This window comes from Bradyrhizobium sp. 153 (genome assembly GCF_023073835.1).
GTDB lineage: Bacteria > Pseudomonadota > Alphaproteobacteria > Rhizobiales > Xanthobacteraceae > Bradyrhizobium.
The window spans coordinates 191,240-205,754 of the sequence record NZ_JADPKH010000152.1; the positions used below are offsets into that span (position 1 = coordinate 191,240).

At 61.2% G+C, this 14,515-nt stretch carries 16 protein-coding genes and 2 pseudogenes; 15 read left to right on the forward strand and 3 right to left on the reverse strand.

Translation table 11 applies throughout. The annotated features are described in order from the left end of the window. Positions 1-246: 246 nt before the first annotated feature. Positions 247-567, forward strand: a complete 321-nt coding sequence (locus tag IVA91_RS34715; protein ID WP_247460617.1) for a DUF736 domain-containing protein — start codon at positions 247-249, stop codon at positions 565-567. A 247-nt stretch (positions 568-814) separates the two neighbouring features. Beyond that, positions 815-1,153, forward strand: coding sequence for a hypothetical protein (locus tag IVA91_RS34720; protein ID WP_247460618.1), 339 nt, complete (start codon positions 815-817; stop codon positions 1,151-1,153). 184 nt (positions 1,154-1,337) lie between these two features. Here the strand turns inward: IVA91_RS34720 and IVA91_RS34725 are convergent, their stop codons facing one another. Continuing rightward, positions 1,338-2,909, reverse strand: coding sequence for a winged helix-turn-helix domain-containing tetratricopeptide repeat protein (locus IVA91_RS34725; protein ID WP_247460620.1), 1,572 nt, complete (start codon positions 2,907-2,909; stop codon positions 1,338-1,340). A 339-nt stretch (positions 2,910-3,248) separates the two neighbouring features. On the opposite strand from IVA91_RS34725, the pseudogene IVA91_RS36715 reads away from it, so the two are divergent. From IVA91_RS36715 to IVA91_RS34750, 6 genes and pseudogenes are all read left to right on the forward strand, one after another. After that, positions 3,249-3,704 (forward strand): annotated as a pseudogene (locus tag IVA91_RS36715) (tripartite tricarboxylate transporter substrate-binding protein); the annotation flags it as partial. Next, positions 3,649-4,062: a tripartite tricarboxylate transporter substrate-binding protein gene (locus IVA91_RS36720; RefSeq protein ID WP_253075420.1), complete on the forward strand. Its 414-nt coding sequence runs from the start codon at positions 3,649-3,651 to the stop codon at positions 4,060-4,062. The pseudogene IVA91_RS36715 and the gene IVA91_RS36720, both read left to right, overlap by 56 nt. A 58-nt stretch (positions 4,063-4,120) precedes the next feature. Next, the gene (locus IVA91_RS34735) at positions 4,121-5,137 is read left to right on the forward strand and encodes a methyltransferase (RefSeq protein ID WP_247460622.1); all 1,017 of its coding nucleotides are present in this window, start codon (positions 4,121-4,123) and stop codon (positions 5,135-5,137) included. Positions 5,138-5,191: 54 nt separating this feature from the next. Further along, positions 5,192-6,529, forward strand: a complete 1,338-nt coding sequence (locus IVA91_RS34740; RefSeq protein WP_247460624.1) for an extracellular solute-binding protein — start codon at positions 5,192-5,194, stop codon at positions 6,527-6,529. A 296-nt stretch (positions 6,530-6,825) separates the two neighbouring features. Continuing rightward, positions 6,826-7,635, forward strand: a complete 810-nt coding sequence (locus IVA91_RS34745) for a phosphotransferase (RefSeq protein ID WP_247460625.1) — start codon at positions 6,826-6,828, stop codon at positions 7,633-7,635. Positions 7,636-7,685: 50 nt separating this feature from the next. After that, the gene (locus IVA91_RS34750; RefSeq protein ID WP_346015554.1) at positions 7,686-8,498 is read left to right on the forward strand and encodes an aminoglycoside phosphotransferase family protein; all 813 of its coding nucleotides are present in this window, start codon (positions 7,686-7,688) and stop codon (positions 8,496-8,498) included. A 206-nt stretch (positions 8,499-8,704) separates the two neighbouring features. Here the strand turns inward: IVA91_RS34750 and IVA91_RS34755 are convergent, their stop codons facing one another. Then, positions 8,705-8,986: a helix-turn-helix transcriptional regulator gene (locus IVA91_RS34755; protein ID WP_247460629.1), complete on the reverse strand. Its 282-nt coding sequence runs from the start codon at positions 8,984-8,986 to the stop codon at positions 8,705-8,707. 110 nt (positions 8,987-9,096) lie between these two features. On the opposite strand from IVA91_RS34755, the gene IVA91_RS34760 reads away from it, so the two are divergent. The 5 genes and pseudogenes from IVA91_RS34760 to IVA91_RS34780 all read left to right on the forward strand — a co-directional run bounded on the left by IVA91_RS34760 (position 9,097) and on the right by IVA91_RS34780 (position 11,626). Beyond that, the gene (locus IVA91_RS34760) at positions 9,097-9,369 is read left to right on the forward strand and encodes a DUF2285 domain-containing protein (RefSeq protein ID WP_247460630.1); all 273 of its coding nucleotides are present in this window, start codon (positions 9,097-9,099) and stop codon (positions 9,367-9,369) included. A 165-nt stretch (positions 9,370-9,534) separates the two neighbouring features. Next, entirely contained in the window at positions 9,535-9,729 is a 195-nt protein-coding gene (locus IVA91_RS34765) for a DUF6499 domain-containing protein (RefSeq protein WP_247460632.1), read from the forward strand. A 67-nt stretch (positions 9,730-9,796) separates the two neighbouring features. Then, positions 9,797-10,306 carry a DUF2285 domain-containing protein gene (locus IVA91_RS34770; RefSeq protein ID WP_247460634.1) on the forward strand — a complete coding sequence of 170 codons (510 nt, stop codon included), beginning with the start codon at positions 9,797-9,799 and terminating at the stop codon, positions 10,304-10,306. A gap of 133 nt (positions 10,307-10,439) precedes the next feature. Then, the gene (locus IVA91_RS34775; protein WP_172789037.1) at positions 10,440-10,721 is read left to right on the forward strand and encodes a helix-turn-helix domain-containing protein; all 282 of its coding nucleotides are present in this window, start codon (positions 10,440-10,442) and stop codon (positions 10,719-10,721) included. 22 nt (positions 10,722-10,743) lie between these two features. Next, a pseudogene (locus IVA91_RS34780) lies at positions 10,744-11,626 on the forward strand (replication initiator protein A). A gap of 587 nt (positions 11,627-12,213) precedes the next feature. Here IVA91_RS34780 and IVA91_RS34785 read toward each other — a convergent pair. Next, the gene (locus IVA91_RS34785; RefSeq protein WP_247460636.1) at positions 12,214-13,263 is read right to left on the reverse strand and encodes an IS110 family transposase; all 1,050 of its coding nucleotides are present in this window, start codon (positions 13,261-13,263) and stop codon (positions 12,214-12,216) included. A 278-nt stretch (positions 13,264-13,541) separates the two neighbouring features. Between IVA91_RS34785 and IVA91_RS34790 the strand changes: the two genes are divergently transcribed. Together IVA91_RS34790 and IVA91_RS34795 are read left to right on the forward strand one after the other, a co-directional pair. Then, the gene (locus IVA91_RS34790) at positions 13,542-14,006 is read left to right on the forward strand and encodes a DUF2840 domain-containing protein (protein ID WP_247460638.1); all 465 of its coding nucleotides are present in this window, start codon (positions 13,542-13,544) and stop codon (positions 14,004-14,006) included. After that, on the forward strand, positions 14,003-14,515 hold the full coding sequence (locus IVA91_RS34795; protein ID WP_247460640.1) for a S26 family signal peptidase: 513 nt from the start codon (positions 14,003-14,005) through the stop codon (positions 14,513-14,515). Before IVA91_RS34790 ends, IVA91_RS34795 begins: the two co-directional genes overlap by 4 nt.

Sequence of the window (14,515 nt, forward strand, 5' to 3'; positions counted from 1 at the left end):
TGGCCTCTTTGATGGCTTGATCTGGCCGAAGACCGGCTTCGCCTCGATCGTCTGAGCCGCAACGCCGTTGCTGCGACTTTCTTCCCCTGGGCTTCGCCCATTCCTCGCGAGACAAGAAAGTCACCTCAACGGCGTCCTCCGCTGCGCTCCGGCCCGCGAGCGGGTGCGTCGCCGATCGTCCTCGGCCTCTAGATCGCCATCGAGGCCGCAGTGGTCGCGGGCTCGAAACACAACAGGAGAAGTGACATGGCTAACATCGGTTCTTTCAAGAAGGTCGGCAACGACTTCCAGGGCGGGATCGTCACCCTGAGCCTGCAAGCCAAAGGCGTCCGCATTGTCGCCGAGACCAACCGGTCCAACGACAACGCTCCCAGCCACCGCATCTATGTGGGACGCGCGGAGATCGGCGCAGCCTGGTCGAAGCGCTCCGAAGAGGGCCGCGATTACCTCTCGCTCAAGCTCGACGATCCCTCCTTCAACGCGCCGATCTACGCGAACCTGTTCGATGACGAGAGTGGTGAAGGCTACACCCTCCTGTGGTCGCGCCCGCGAAAGAATGGCGAGTAGGCCCACTCCACCAAGCCCCGTCCGGCCCGCCGGGCGGGGCTGCTCATTCTTCCAGGCATCAGCAATGGAAGGGAATAAGCCACCGATAAGGAAAATGTAAGCCGCTCGTAAAGCGCACTGGGCCGAGCTTCGGCAGTCTAGGCAGGCGAGAAAACGCGGCGGAGGCGACAATGAGCTACGGAGCGAGACAGCAGGTACGCGCATAGCGCGCCTGCAACATCGTACAGAGGAAGCAATGTTCACGAGAATGCATGCAGCGCTGATACTTTGCCTGATTGCGGCGGCGACTCCGGTGCTCGCTCGTGATGACGGGCGCTACGCCAACTCGCCGCTAAAGTCATGGTTCGAAAGCCTGCAGAGTGACTTTGGGCAGTGCTGCACGAATGCCGACGAATACATGGTCCTTGATTCGGATTGGGACTCTGATCGCGGACATTATCGCGTCCACATCGAAGGCGAGTGGGTCGTGGTTCCTGACGGCGCCGTCGTAAAGGAGCCGAACCGTGCCGGGCCGACAATGGTATGGAAATATTACATCGACGGCCACCCACGGGTTCGTTGTTTCATGCCCGGCAGCATGACCTGATCCATGCTCAAGGACGTAAGGAGGCTTGGCGGGCAAGGCGGACACTTGGCCAACTCGCGAACGGCGAAGTGAAGCCTCGCGGGGAGGGCAGTTCTCGGCGGAAGATTCGCGTGGGGTGGTGAGGCGGAGCAACAGTACAAGTTCGCAAGATTGAGTTCTCAGCCCCCGATTGGCTGCTTACCGTTCACTTCTCGCGAAGTCCTGCATTGCGCAAACCCTCGGCTATCCGGATCCGCTGTTCGAGACAGATCGGATTGTCTGTTGGCGAACTGGCGTGGAATTGGGCGATGCTGAAATTGGGATCGAGAACGAGGCCCGCCTGCAACGAAGCCCGCGCTTCCTCGATCCGCCCGAGATGCGCCAGCGCCGCGGCTAGATAGAAGTGAACGAACGCCGCGACATTCCGGTTGTTCTCGATCGATCGCTTGAACCAGTTGACCGCAGCCTCATCGGCGGCAAGATATGACTGCGCGACGCCCGCGGTATTCATCCAGCTAGATGCCCGGTTGTCTCGGGGAGACAGCCGAAATGCATTCATGATGCAGGCTTCGGTTTCCTCAGCCCGGCCCAGATAGCACTTGCCAAGTCCAATCCACGCGTGAGCGGCGGCTAGATTTCGATCCAACGCCAAGGCGCGCTCGCATTCGGCGATACCCTGGGCGGCGCGCTTGGTGAAAATCTGGGTCACACCAACGATGCAATGCGCCATCGCGTGATCTGGCGTGTGTGCCAGTATCTCGGCCAGGGACGCCTCGACAGCCAACAGGCGCGCGGTTCGGTCGCTGGTCATCATGGACGTGCCCCGCATGGCATCGACGAATGCCATCCCAACCATGGCCTCAACGTTGCCGGCATCCAGGCAGAGGGCCCGTTCGAAGAACTTGCGCGCTTGCGCCAGGATTGTGGGGGCTCCTCCCCGGTTCACACTGGCCATGCCCTGGAAATACAGATCCATCGAATCGGGATGTGGCGCCCGCGCCGCCCGGCGGGCCTCGGCAGTGACCAATTCCGTTCCGAGCTGGCCCGCAAGGCGCGCACCGATTTCGTCCTGCATATCGAAGATATCGGCGATCGGCTTATCGAATCGTTCGGCCCAGAGATGATTGCCGGTTTCGGCATCGATGAGCTGGACGTTGATGCGCATGCGGCCTCCACCCCGCTGCACAGAACCTTCAAGGACATAACGAACGCCAAGTTCGCGACCGATCTGCTTCAGATCGACATGCTTTCCCTTGTAGGTGAAGGCAGTGTTGGGACCGATCACGAAAATACCGGCCATGCGTGATAAATCCGTCGTCAGGCTCTCGGTCACGCCGTCGACGAAATATTCCTGATCGGGGTCAGGGCTCAGATTGGCGAACGGCAGAACGACAAGTGAGGGTTTGTCAGGGACGGCGAAGGCGGTTCCCGGCGAGGCGCTCGCGATGGTCGCGCTCGCCGGATCGGGCATTTCATGTACCGTGCCGACGAACCGGAAGCCCTTGCGCGGAAGGGTCTTGATGAGACGTTGCTCATCGCCGGAGTCACCAATGGCCTTCCGCGCTGCATTCAGGCGAGTGGTCAGAGCCACATCCGAGACAGCGCGGCCTTCCCAGATGGTGCGTATGAGGTCGTCCTTGCTGACGACGCGCTTCCGATTGTCGATCAAATAGCCGAGCAAGTCGAACACCTGCGGCGCGATGGCGATTACATCCGTCCCGCGACGTAGCTCGCGCCGATCGGTATCGAATGAAAAATCTTCAAAGAAATAGCGCACGCCACTTCCCCGCAACCGCGATAAATCATCGATGTTCTTTCAACCGAGCGCAAGAATAAGCTGACGGTAAGGAAAAAGTAAGCCGGAAACCAAGCCAGCCCCATCCCCGCCGTGGTACATGCAAACGTGGAGCGGGGGCCGAGCCATCAAACCGCGGTGAGGAGACAGTTGATGATCACACGTCGTGATTTATTGACAGTGGCGGCGGCTGGCGTCGCGTTCTCCGCCGCGAACATCGCGAAGCGGGCCACCGCACAACAGCTCGCAAGAACCGCGCATATATTGTCGGGTTTCACGCCCGGGCTGCAGGACGCCCTGGCAAGGCTCGTTGCCGGCCAGATGAAAGATTATGCGGAAACGATTATAGTCGAGACCCGGCCGGGTGCAGGCGGTCGTGTCGCGGTTGAGGCGGCGAAAACGGCCGACGCCGACGGATCGGTCATGCTGCTGGCGCCGCTTGGATTCATGATCTTGTTTCCGCACGTCTACAAGACGCTGAGATACCAGCCACAGGATTTCACCCCGGTCTCGACCATTGCCTCGACCCCGACATTGCTGACGGTCGGTTCGAAGGTGCCAGGCGAGGTGAAGACCCTTACAGATTTCGTCGCTTGGTGCCGCGCCAATCCGAAACAGGCCACTTACGGCACGCCGGGTGCCGGGACCACCCTGCATTTCCTTGGTGCGATGCTGGGGCGCACTGCGGGCTTCGATTATCTTCACATACCCTATCAGGGCAATGGCGCGATTCAGGATTTGCTCAAAGGCGAGATCGCGTCGGCGATCATGCCTGTGGGCAGCTCGCTCGGCCTCGTCCAATCCGGAGATATTCGTGCCTTGGCCACCACCGGCCCCGCGCCGCAGCCCATTCGTTCCCGCGGTACCGACGGTGAGGGAAGCCGGCTATCCAGCGCTAGAGGACCTCACATGGTATGGGTTCTTCCTTCCCGCGAAGACGCCGGCCAACGTCGTCGAAAAGCTCAATACTGTCATCCAGGAGACGCTACGCACCGACGAGGTGAAGTCCGGCATGGGAAAATTGGCGGTCGAGCCCGACGCGATCGCCATGGGAGACTTTGCCCGGCTGATCGCATCCGAATCCGACCGGTGGAAAGCGATCGTACAGGCAACCGGCTTCGCCCCAACCGATTAGAAGCCGGAGATCGGACCGACGGAAGTTGTTTCGGTTTTAGGAACCATCGGGAGAATACATGGGCCAATCAGAATCCATCCATGATCTCGTGCAGTCGCATCGCATCACGGCGGTGATCTATGTAGCGGCGAAGCTCAATCTCGCCGAGGCCATCGGAGAAGATGCGAAATCGGCCGCCGAGCTCGCCGGGCTGGTGTTCACGGACGAGCGCGCGCTACGCAGACTACTCGTTGGCATGACAACTGTCGGCCTCTGCAAGCAGGTCGACCGGGACCGATTTTCCTTGACCGATCTTGGGCGGCAGCTCGACGGCAGCGCCGATCAATCTTTCAAGGACTGGGCTCTCTTTGAGGGCGAGATGCTCGTGCAAACTTGGAGCGGACTAATCGATTCGGTTCGCACCGGGAAAAGCGCGACCCAGCTTCGGGGAGAAGGCGACGACCGCTATGCCGCGGGAGGCAATTCACCGGAAAGGATCGCTCGGTTCAACGGCGCGATGGTTAATCTCACGCGGACTGTGGTTCCTAGCATCGTTGAGGCCTTCGACTTCTCGACCGCGCGTGTCGTCCTGGATGTGGGCGGGGGCACCGGCGAACTGCTCGGCGGCGTGCTGCGCCACCACCCCGGTCTTGAAGGGATAGCCTTTGACCTTGCACGCTGCGAGGAAGGTGCGCAGGCACATTTCGACCGTCTGGGTGTCGCAAATCGCTGTCGCTTCGCCGCCGGTAACTTCTTCGAAACGGTCCCATGCGGCGCCGACACGATCTTGATGAAGAGCATCATCCATAATTGGAACGACGATCGTTGCAGGATCATCCTGCGCAACTGCCGGGATGCACTTCCGTCCGGCGGCAAGCTGATCATTATCGAACGGATCATGCCGGAGCCTGCCGTGGCCGACCCCGAACACCGTTCGCGCGCCATGAGCGATCTCAACATGCTGCGGGGAACCGGCGGCGTCGAACGAACGGAATCCGAATACCGCACCCTGGCTGAGTCTGCCGGCTTCATTTTTGCCAGAACGTCCGGCGCCGGTGCGTTCAGCCTGATCCAGTTCGAGAAGGTCGCCGGCTGATCTCGGATAATTTAAATACACCGCAAAGCCGATTTCTCCGTTTGGAGGGAAACCATGTCACGCAGAATATCGCGACGGCAATTTGCGGCAGCGACGGCCATGTCATCTGCCGCGCTCATCGCGGCGCCTCATGTGCGCGGTGCTTACGCTGCCGGCAAGCTATCGATGGGTCTCTGGGATCATTTTGTGCCCGAGGCCAACAAGGCGTCGGGCGATCTCATCAAGGAATGGGCTACGAAGGAAAAAGTCGAGGTTCAGATCGATTACATTACAACCCAGGGCAACAAGCTCTTGCTGACCATCGCCGCCGAAGCCCAAGCGAGAGCTGGCCACGACATTCTCGCGATGTCGACGTGGCGGCCTCACACGCATGCCGAGCAGCTCGAGCCGGTCAACGATATCATGGAGCCGATCATCAAGCAGAACGGCGAAGTTAACGGCGTCGTGCAGTATCTCGGCCAAGTGAACGGCGTGTGGATGGCCATTCCGGCTACGGCTGGTAGCCAAATCCAGGCTGCATGCTCTCGCATCGACCTGGTGAAAAAATACACCGGCATCGACGTGCAGGACATGTATCCGGCCGGAGAAGCGCCGAGAGCCGACAATTGGACAACAGAAACTTTCCTGAAGGCAGCAGAAGCCTGTCACAAGGGAGGATTTCCCTTCGGCATCGGATTGGGCGAGACGATCGATAGCGTGGCTGCCGCCGGCGCATTCTTCCAGTCATTCGGCGCACAGCTGGTCGATGCCAACGGCAAGGTCACCGTCAAGACCGACGAAATGCGCCAGGCTCTGGAATTTTACAGGAAGCTGATCGCGTTTCTGCCTCTCGACGTAGCGGCATGGGACGATGCATCCAATAACAAATGGCTCATCTCCGGCAGAGGAGCGCTGATCATGAATGCGCCTAGTGCCTGGGCGGTGGCGAAGCGAGATGCGCCACAGATCGCCTCGCAATGCTGGACCCACGGCTTCCCGGCAGGTCCGAAAGGCCGCTTCGCGCCGTATCTGCCCTTCTTCTGGGCGATATGGGAGTTTTCCAAAAACAAGGAAGCCGCCAAGAGTCTCCTCGTTCATCTCTCACAGCCGTCATCGATTGAGAGAATGGTGGTGGCAAGTGGAGGCTATGATCTTCCGGCCTACGAGAAGTTCACGACGTTGAAGACTTGGGCGGAAGCAGAGCCACCCAAGGGCACCCTTTATCACTACCCCAATCCTTACAATCATCAGAAGCTCTCCATCGCGGCTTCGCCGGCTCCGCCGAAGATTGCGTTGCAGATCAATGTCCAGGCGACGCTAACCAAGATGTGTCTCCGTTACGCGCAAGGTGAGGCGATGGAGAGGGTTCTCGCCTGGGCCGAAGGCGAATGCGAGGGCTTCATGCGGACCTGAAAAGAGTTGGCGTGCACGACGCAATGGAATCGATCTACGGCGCGTTCCTGCGCTGACAGGGTCGCGACTATACTTTGGACGGGACTGTCGTGCCGCTACGATAAAGATCACGATCGTCGGCTTCCGGTGGGCCTCGGAATCGGCGGACCGCGGACGCTTCGCACCCGATAACTACCTAACTTTCGATGGCTACATGGCTGCGAAGGAGCCACAACCGGACTTGGTCACCGCCCCCGCGACGGGAGGGGTTTCTTTTTGCTGGCAGCCGTGTTTCCTCTGCAAAGCGGAGGATGGGCATGCAGGGATCGCTGGGAGAGAAGATCGGTGAAGGCGTCTTCGCTGATGTCCACGCCTGGGCGCCCGGTCAGGTCGTCAAGCTGTTCAAGCCGGGTATCCCGCAGTGGGTCGTCCAGCACGAGGCGCAAATGACCCGCGCGGTTTTCGCCGCCGGCGGTCCGGCGCCTGAGGTGCTCGGCGAAGTCCTCCTGGACGGGCGCTTCGGCTTCGTGCTGCCGCGGCTCGATGGGCCGACCCTGCTGCAGGCTACGCGCACCGGCGCCGTCACGCGTGAACAAGCGGGTGCAATCCTTGCGACGCTCTGCCTTGCCGTTCACAAGACGCGGCCGCCACCGAGCGCACTCTCGCTGCGCGAGGCGATGGACGCCAGATTGCGGTTCGCAGGCCGCGTGCTTCCGGAGCGCGTCATCACTGGCGTGCTCGCATTGATCGAGCACGTCGCGCCCGATGACGTGCTGTGCCATTCCGATCTTCACCCCGGCAACGTGATCATGACGGCGCAGGGTCCGAGACTGATCGACTGGCTCGGCGCGGCGCGTGCGCCCGCCGCCTACGAAATTGCACAGTGCCACGTCCTGATTGCCGAACTCGACCCGGAATACGCCGACGATCCGGAGCGGGCCGCGGTCAATTCGGCTCTGCAGGCGGAGTATGCGCGGCTTTCCGGCATAGCGCCTGCGGCGCTGAAGGCGGCGATGCAGCCCTATTTGCCGATCGTCCGCGTCTTCCTCCTGCTCGGCGGGGCCAAGCCTGAGATGCGGGCGCGGCAGATCGAGCGCGTCGAGGCGGACCTGCGCTCGGCGGGGTGATGACGAGCGGCCCCATAGGATGAGGGTCACAGGAACGCGGGGAACTAAAGATGCAGGGATCGCTGGGAGAAAAGATCGGTGAAGGAGCCCACTCCGAAGCTTATGCCTGGGCGCCTGGGCAAGTCGTCAAACTGTTCAAACCCGGCGTGTCGCGATGGATGCCCTGGTTCGAAGTGCGCATGCTCCGCGCCGTCCACGCCTCCGGCGTTCCGGTGCCGGAGGTGTTCGGCGAGGTGACCCTGGACGGGCGGTTCGGCATCGTGCTGCGTCGCCTCGACGGACCGACCCTGCTGCACCTGACCCGAACCGGCGCGGTAACGTTCGAACAGGCGGGCTCGATCATCGCGGCTATAGCCATGTCCGTTCACAAGACGCCCCCGCCGCCGGAGGTCATCTCGATACGTGACTATATGGAGAATGAGCTGCGGGGCGACGACGGCAAGGTTCCGAAGCGCATCGCCACTGAGATCCTCGCGCTGATCGATGGCCTGTCGCCGGGCGACCGGCTTTGCCATTGCGACCTTAGCCCGGGCAACGTGATCATGACAGCAGAAGGCCCAAAGCTCGTCGATTGGAGCGGGGCGAGGCGCGGGCCCGCCGCCTTCGAGCTTGGCTTCTTGCACATCATCCTGTCCGAACTCGGCCCGGAAATCGCCGACAATCCCGAGCGTCCGCGCGCGACCAATGTGGCTGCGCAATCCGAATATGCGCGGCTGGCGGGCATGTCTGTCGCAGAGCTGACGTCGGCCATGGAGCCATATTTGCCCATCGTCCGGACCTTCGTCGTCCTTGGCAACGTGGTGCCTTTCTTGCGAGAGCGGCTGATCCAGCGCATCGAAGCGGCTTTGCGCCCGGAAGTCTGAATTATTTTGGTCGCGCGCGCGAGCGGAGTGGCCTGTCGAAGCAACGCGTCAGTGTCTCTTTTTGGGTCAAAACTGGGAAAGCTTAACCCGCGGAGATGTTTTCCGCGTTATCGTCAGCAGCCGACTTTGTTCTATGAGTACACGCCCAAGAAAGAAGTGTGGCTCTTGGCATTTAGCCAGTTCCAAGACGCGAGAGCGGCAGACAATTACTTCTTCTTGCGATTCAGTCGGATCGGCTTGCGACCCTTGGGCAACGTCTTGGGCGTCGTCGCTCCTTTGGGAGGCTGCACAAAAAATTCCGATAACTGAACACCAAGCGTTTCCGCCAGTCGGTCGAGCAGATCAATCGTTGGGTTCTCCGATTGCCGTTCAAGCCCGCCCATGTATGATCGATCGATCCCGGCATCGTATGCCAATTGCTCTTGCGGAATGCCGCGATCAACGCGGATCCGGCGAACATTCCAGGCCACAAGCGCACGAGCTTTCATGCGCAAAGGCAGCCATTTGGTGGGCCATCAAACCACTGGCTATAACCGATCTATTTCGATAGTTTGGCCCACAAGAGAGGCTAAGGCTTCAAGGAGCCGACGTATCTTACATGAATCGACCGCCAGTGGACCCCGACGTTGCAGATGCGGCGCCAAATGAATCGGTGATGACGGCTTATGACGAGCAGCATGTCGTCACGTACATTCGCCTTCTGCAGGCCGAGGGCGAAGGAGCGGACTGGCGGGAGGTGGCTCGCGTTGTGCTACATATCGATCCGGAGCGAGAGCCTCACCGTGCGCGGACTGCGTATCAGAGTCATCTCGTCCGCGCCAAATGGTTAACTGAGCAAGGGCGCCTGTTACGCGGCACCGGCTCGAAATAGAAGAAAATCGCTGGCTGGCGACTTGCGGGCAGAACTATTTCCTTTTGCTAATCGGTGGTCATTCCGGTGCACCACGTGGTGCCAAACTAGGGGCTTCCTACAACCGCTTCGTTCATACCTATTGCGCCGCAATCGTTGTTAGCTGAGTTCAATGGGACGGAAGCAATGCCTGAGTTCGACTGGCGGTCGCCGGATTCCTACAAGAGTCTACAAGACGCCGAAATCACCGACATCGCCTGGGAATGTCTTCGCCGCAACGCTGACTACCGACGCGACTACGAAGCGATGATCGCTAGTAGCCCAGATGGTCAAGCGACCGCCGAGTTCAGGAGGAGGTGGGGCATCTGCTTTCGCCCATGACCCGCAGAGGTCCTTCGACGAGCAGACGATCTTTTGGGCGCCTGAGGTTCTAGCGACGGTTGTTCCAGTGACGGTTGCCTCGGGCGCCGATCGCGGTTCCGCGTCTCAGCCATTGCTCGATCTTGCAGCAAGTCAGGTGCGCCGCGCCGCCGATGGCTGGCACGCCGTGCTGCGCATCGGCGCGGTGGATCACCGTGTCTGGTCCAAGGAGCCGCCGGTGCTCGGCGCGTCATACGCAGCCGAATTGCCGTTTGACGGCAATTTCGACGCGCGCGCGTATGCAGCCCGACGGCTGTGGCGCGCGATGGACGGACGCGCGCCAGGTCCTGCATTTCACAAACTATCTCAACAGCGGCGCGAACGTCTGAGCGCCGCGATCCGTGCGCTCGATGCTCGCAGCGCCGGCGGTAGCTATCGCACCGTGGCCGAAGCGCTCTTCGGCAAAAAGCGCATCCCTGAACGCGCCTGGAAGACGCACGATTTGCGCACTCGAACGGTCCGCCTGGTGAAAGGTGGTCTCGCGTTGGCACGCGTAGGTTACCGCAAACTTCTGCGGCCCGGCCGCAGGGACGAATAGCCCCTCGGCCGAGGGGTATCGAAAATCATACCCTCAATATTCGGCATCCCCCTCCGAGATCGCGCTTCTCCATCATGACCGCACACACGCCGACGCCGCCAAACGCGGTGCGCTGTCACCTTGGAGTTCTCAAATGCCCGATTCGATGGCCGGACTGCCCCCGCGCTTCCTGCGTACACCGGAAGCCGCGCGTTACCTTGGCCTCTCCGGTCGTACACTCGAGAAGCATCGGACGTACGGCACCGGGCCGACGTATCGGAAGATTGGCGGACGTGTTGTCTACGCGGTCGATGACCTGAAAGCATGGGCAGACCGAGGCGCTAAGACGTCGACATCGGATCCCGGCAAGGGGACTGTGCTACCCGCCAAAAAGCATCCGGCCCTGCGTCCCTACGCAGGTCAGGAACGTCGCTGATATCAGCGTGAGAGCTGTGACTATGCGGCGTAAACAACATTCCGAGCGCGACCAGCTTGAGCTGTTTCGGGCGCTGCCCGGCGATCTTGCGCCTCGCGACGCGCAGGACTTGATGGCTTATCCTTTCTTCTCGCTCGCAAAGACCAAGCGGATCGTGCCGATCGATTTCCGTGCGGGTGCGATCGCAATTCGTGTCGAAGCAGTGCCTGAGCACGGCATGGCGACCATCTGGGATGCAGACGTTCTGATCTGGGCCGCGTCTCAGATCGTCGAAGCGCGTGACGCCGGCTTGAAGACGTCGCGCCTGATGGCTGCAACGCCTTACGAAATTCTGACGTTCGTCGGCCGCGGCACCAGCGCGCGTGACTACGACCGGCTGAAGGCGGGTCTCGACAGACTTCAGTCGACGACTGTGCTGACATCGATCCGCCAGCCGGCAGAGCGGCGACGGCACCGCTTCTCCTGGATCAACGAGTGGAAGGAGACGGCCGATGCAAACGGTCGGCCATTTGGGATCGAGCTGATCCTGCCGGATTGGTTCTACGCTGGCGTCATCGATGACGCGCTCGTGCTGACGATCGATCGCGCCTATTTCGAACTCACGGGCGGGCTTGAGCGGTGGCTCTACCGCCTCGTGCGTAAGCATGGCGGTCGCCAGGATGGCGGCTGGAGCTTTGACCTTGTGCACCTCTATGCCAAGTCCGGCATCATCTCGCCGCTCAAGCACTTTGCATACGACGTACGTCAGATCGTCCAGCGCCAGACATTGCCCGGTTACCAGCTCGTGCTCACGCGAGACCGGAACGGCAGCGAGCGACTGAACTTCGCACCTACGCCTATTGATCCCTTTAGCGGCACGCTTGCGCAAGCGCGGTCTCATTGCAAATTCGGAGGACAACCTGTGAATCAACTCGTGCTATCGGGGACCGTAACTCTCGTGCTATCGGGGACCCGATCCTCGTGCTATCGGGGACCGGAATCGAGCCTAAGTGTTTGTTTTCCGACGTCTTCCAGCCGCTCTAACTTTACTAACATACTGACACTAACTTCTTGTTGTGAATCAGTACGTTGTGAACAAGTCGGCAGCGCGTGCTTTGAGGATGCCTCATGTATCCACTCTCTCACGCGCAAAGCTTCGCTGCAATGCGATTCTTGTCGCCAATGCACGCGCGCCAACGCGATCGCGCGCAAGTCTGCGCAAGCACTCACGTCAACATCATCGCCTGGTGCGCGTTCGGTCCTTTTGCAGCCGCTCGCTCGTCGAGGAGAACTCGCTAACATCCGTGGTTGGCACGATGGCCACCACAAGCCGGAATCTGAGGAAAGGGCGGTCAGGCTAACCAGCGCCGTGCGTGATGGCTTCAATGGTCTGCATGAAGCCGCCGGCAAGAAAAGTTGCGATCTCACCCAAATCCCCGTCTCCCCGGGAGACGCCGCTCCGCCGTGGCGGAAGGAAAAGGCGCGCGTGGAAGCGGCCGGGTCGCGGAGGCTTTTAAGCCGCCGCAGCGACCCGGCCGCGCTTGCCGCCGGCGCCAAACCGGAACGTGGTGCCACTGGTCCAGATCTTGTGCAGCAGCACGGCGAGCGCGCGCGCCACGGCGGTCGCCGCGCGCTTCAGACCCTTCTTCCTGGCCAGCCGCAGGCCCCACAGCCGCAGCTTAAAGTTCTTCGGAATGCGCGTCAGGATCGCGATCGCGGCCTCGTACAACATCGCCCGCGTCAGCTCGTCGCCGCATTTGGAGATGCTGCCGATGCGGTCGGTCTGTCCGGATTGATAGCGCCGTGGCGTCAGGCCAAAATGGGCGCCGACATTGGTCGACTTCCTGAATCGAGCCGGATCGTCGACGGTGGCGCGGAATGTCAGCGCCACGAGCGCGCCGACGCCGGGCACGGTCATCATCCGCCGCACCGCGTTGTCGCTGCGCGCTGCCGCCAGCGCCAAGCGGTGCAGTTTTGCCAGCTGCAGCCGCATCGCGTTGCGAGCGTCCAACAATGGCGCCGCAATCGCTTCCAGCTCCTTCTTTCCCGCCACGATCTCGCGCACCCGCGCGTCAAAACGGCCGACCGAGATCTCGCCGACTTTCAGGCCGAACGGCCGCAACAGGCCGCGGATCATGTTCTCCATGTCCAGCACCTTGCCGAGCAGCGCCTTGCGTCCGACCAGCAGCGCGCGCAGCGTTTGCGCGCCGTCCGACTTGACGTGGACCGCGCGGAACCAGCCGGTTCGCATGATCTGGGCGATGCCCTTGGCGTCGTTGCGATCGGTCTTGTTCAGCATCGCGTTCAGCGCCGCCTTGGCGTGTCGGGTTTCGATGCAGATCATGGGCAGGCCCTTTTCGACGAGCGCCGTGAACAGCCACGCGGAGTACGAGAACGCTTCCAGCCCGACGCGTTTGAGGTGGATGCCCCATTCCGCCAGGAACAACTCGATCGCGTCCGGATCGGTGTCGAGTTTCGCTTCCCGGACGACATTGCCGTCGCCGTCCACCACGCAAATATTCGTCGCCTCCAGCGACACGTCGAGCCCTGCATAAAAGTCCATCGTTCGCCTCCACCGCCGACCGCCGGACCGCACCGCGCGTTCCGTTCGCGAATCGTTGCGAAGCATCATCGCCGCAACGCCGCCGCCGAGTGGGCACTAGTCAGTACCCCGGCTAACCAGAAATCCTTCGGATTTCTTCTAACGGACCAGGCCGAAAGCCGCATTGGAGGCGTCCGGCAACAGGGTGCTGTCAGTCCTGCTTGCCTTCGCAAACCGCACGCGATCTCCACCGAGCCTCAAGCCCACGGTTGCCCGTTCCGGCTGCAGGGAGCGGCGGCATGAGCGACCTCACCGAGGTGGAAGTGCTGTGGCTCGAGAAGCGTATCGAAAACCGCATTCGGTTCGGCCGTATCGTCAACGAACGGAAGCTTGATCGTCACCGGCGTGTCCTGTCATTTGCCCCGGGCAGCATTTTTGCCTTCGTCCGTTGGACCTCCAACGACTTCGGCACAATCATTTCTCGGATCGACATATTGCGAGCGGTCTCGCCGGGACAGCGCTGCTTGACCGTCCCTTATGTGAAGCCTGGTGGAGAGATCCTGCTGCGGCTTTCCGGCTGGCAAAAGGTCGAACGGGTGCTGCAGATGGTCGATGCCATCGAGGCACTTGGCATCGATCCCGCCGACGTCGCACCTGATCACTGGCATCACGTTCATAACCGCCTGTCTGTCAACGAAAACCCGCGTCCCTACACCAAGGCACGCCATCAGGCTTGGCTTCACCGTCAGAGGGTGATGCGATGACCAGCCGCCTGAAGACCCTGGCCGCGGCGTTTGGCGCTGCTGCTGCGCTCGTTGCGACCATCGTCATCGAGCCACTTCCACTCTACCTGTGGAATGCATCGGCTAGCGTGCCTGTCGGTCTCTATCGTTTACGGCCGACGACGCGCTTCCAGGTCTCCGACCTGCTCGCCGTCGAGCCGCCGGAGCCGCTTGCGACTTTCCTCGACCTGAACGGCTATCTGCCGCTTGGCGTCCCCATGCTCAAACGGGTCTTGGCGCTGCCCGGGCAAACGGTCTGCAGAATCGGCCTCACGATTTTGGTCGATACCATCGCGGTCGGCGAGGCGAAGGATCGCGACGGACGCGGCCGTCCGCTGCCGAAGTGGCAGGGCTGCCGCGTCGTCGGCGACGATGAGCTCTTTCTCATGAACTGGCAGTCGGACGACTCTCTTGATGGTCGGTATTTTGGATTTCTTCCGGCATCTAGCGTGATCGGCAGTGCGATCCCGATATGGACGTGGGAGGAGTGA

What these genes read in the sequence shown, in the direction of transcription:
- IVA91_RS34715 (WP_247460617.1), top strand. Translation starts at nt 247, where the DNA reads ATGGCTAACATCGGTTCTTTCAAGAAGGTCGGCAACGACTTCCAGGGC.
- IVA91_RS34720 (WP_247460618.1), top strand. Translation starts at nt 815, where the DNA reads ATGCATGCAGCGCTGATACTTTGCCTGATTGCGGCGGCGACTCCGGTG.
- IVA91_RS36720 (WP_253075420.1), top strand. Translation starts at nt 3,649, where the DNA reads ATGGCGCGATTCAGGATTTGCTCAAAGGCGAGATCGCGTCGGCGATCA.
- IVA91_RS34735 (WP_247460622.1), top strand. Translation starts at nt 4,121, where the DNA reads ATGGGCCAATCAGAATCCATCCATGATCTCGTGCAGTCGCATCGCATC.
- IVA91_RS34740 (WP_247460624.1), top strand. Translation starts at nt 5,192, where the DNA reads ATGTCACGCAGAATATCGCGACGGCAATTTGCGGCAGCGACGGCCATG.
- IVA91_RS34745 (WP_247460625.1), top strand. Translation starts at nt 6,826, where the DNA reads ATGCAGGGATCGCTGGGAGAGAAGATCGGTGAAGGCGTCTTCGCTGAT.
- IVA91_RS34750 (WP_346015554.1), top strand. Translation starts at nt 7,686, where the DNA reads ATGCAGGGATCGCTGGGAGAAAAGATCGGTGAAGGAGCCCACTCCGAA.
- IVA91_RS34755 (WP_247460629.1), bottom strand. Translation starts at nt 8,986, where the DNA reads ATGAAAGCTCGTGCGCTTGTGGCCTGGAATGTTCGCCGGATCCGCGTT.
- IVA91_RS34760 (WP_247460630.1), top strand. Translation starts at nt 9,097, where the DNA reads ATGAATCGACCGCCAGTGGACCCCGACGTTGCAGATGCGGCGCCAAAT.
- IVA91_RS34765 (WP_247460632.1), top strand. Translation starts at nt 9,535, where the DNA reads ATGCCTGAGTTCGACTGGCGGTCGCCGGATTCCTACAAGAGTCTACAA.
- IVA91_RS34775 (WP_172789037.1), top strand. Translation starts at nt 10,440, where the DNA reads ATGCCCGATTCGATGGCCGGACTGCCCCCGCGCTTCCTGCGTACACCG.
- IVA91_RS34785 (WP_247460636.1), bottom strand. Translation starts at nt 13,263, where the DNA reads ATGGACTTTTATGCAGGGCTCGACGTGTCGCTGGAGGCGACGAATATT.
- IVA91_RS34790 (WP_247460638.1), top strand. Translation starts at nt 13,542, where the DNA reads ATGAGCGACCTCACCGAGGTGGAAGTGCTGTGGCTCGAGAAGCGTATC.
- IVA91_RS34795 (WP_247460640.1), top strand. Translation starts at nt 14,003, where the DNA reads ATGACCAGCCGCCTGAAGACCCTGGCCGCGGCGTTTGGCGCTGCTGCT.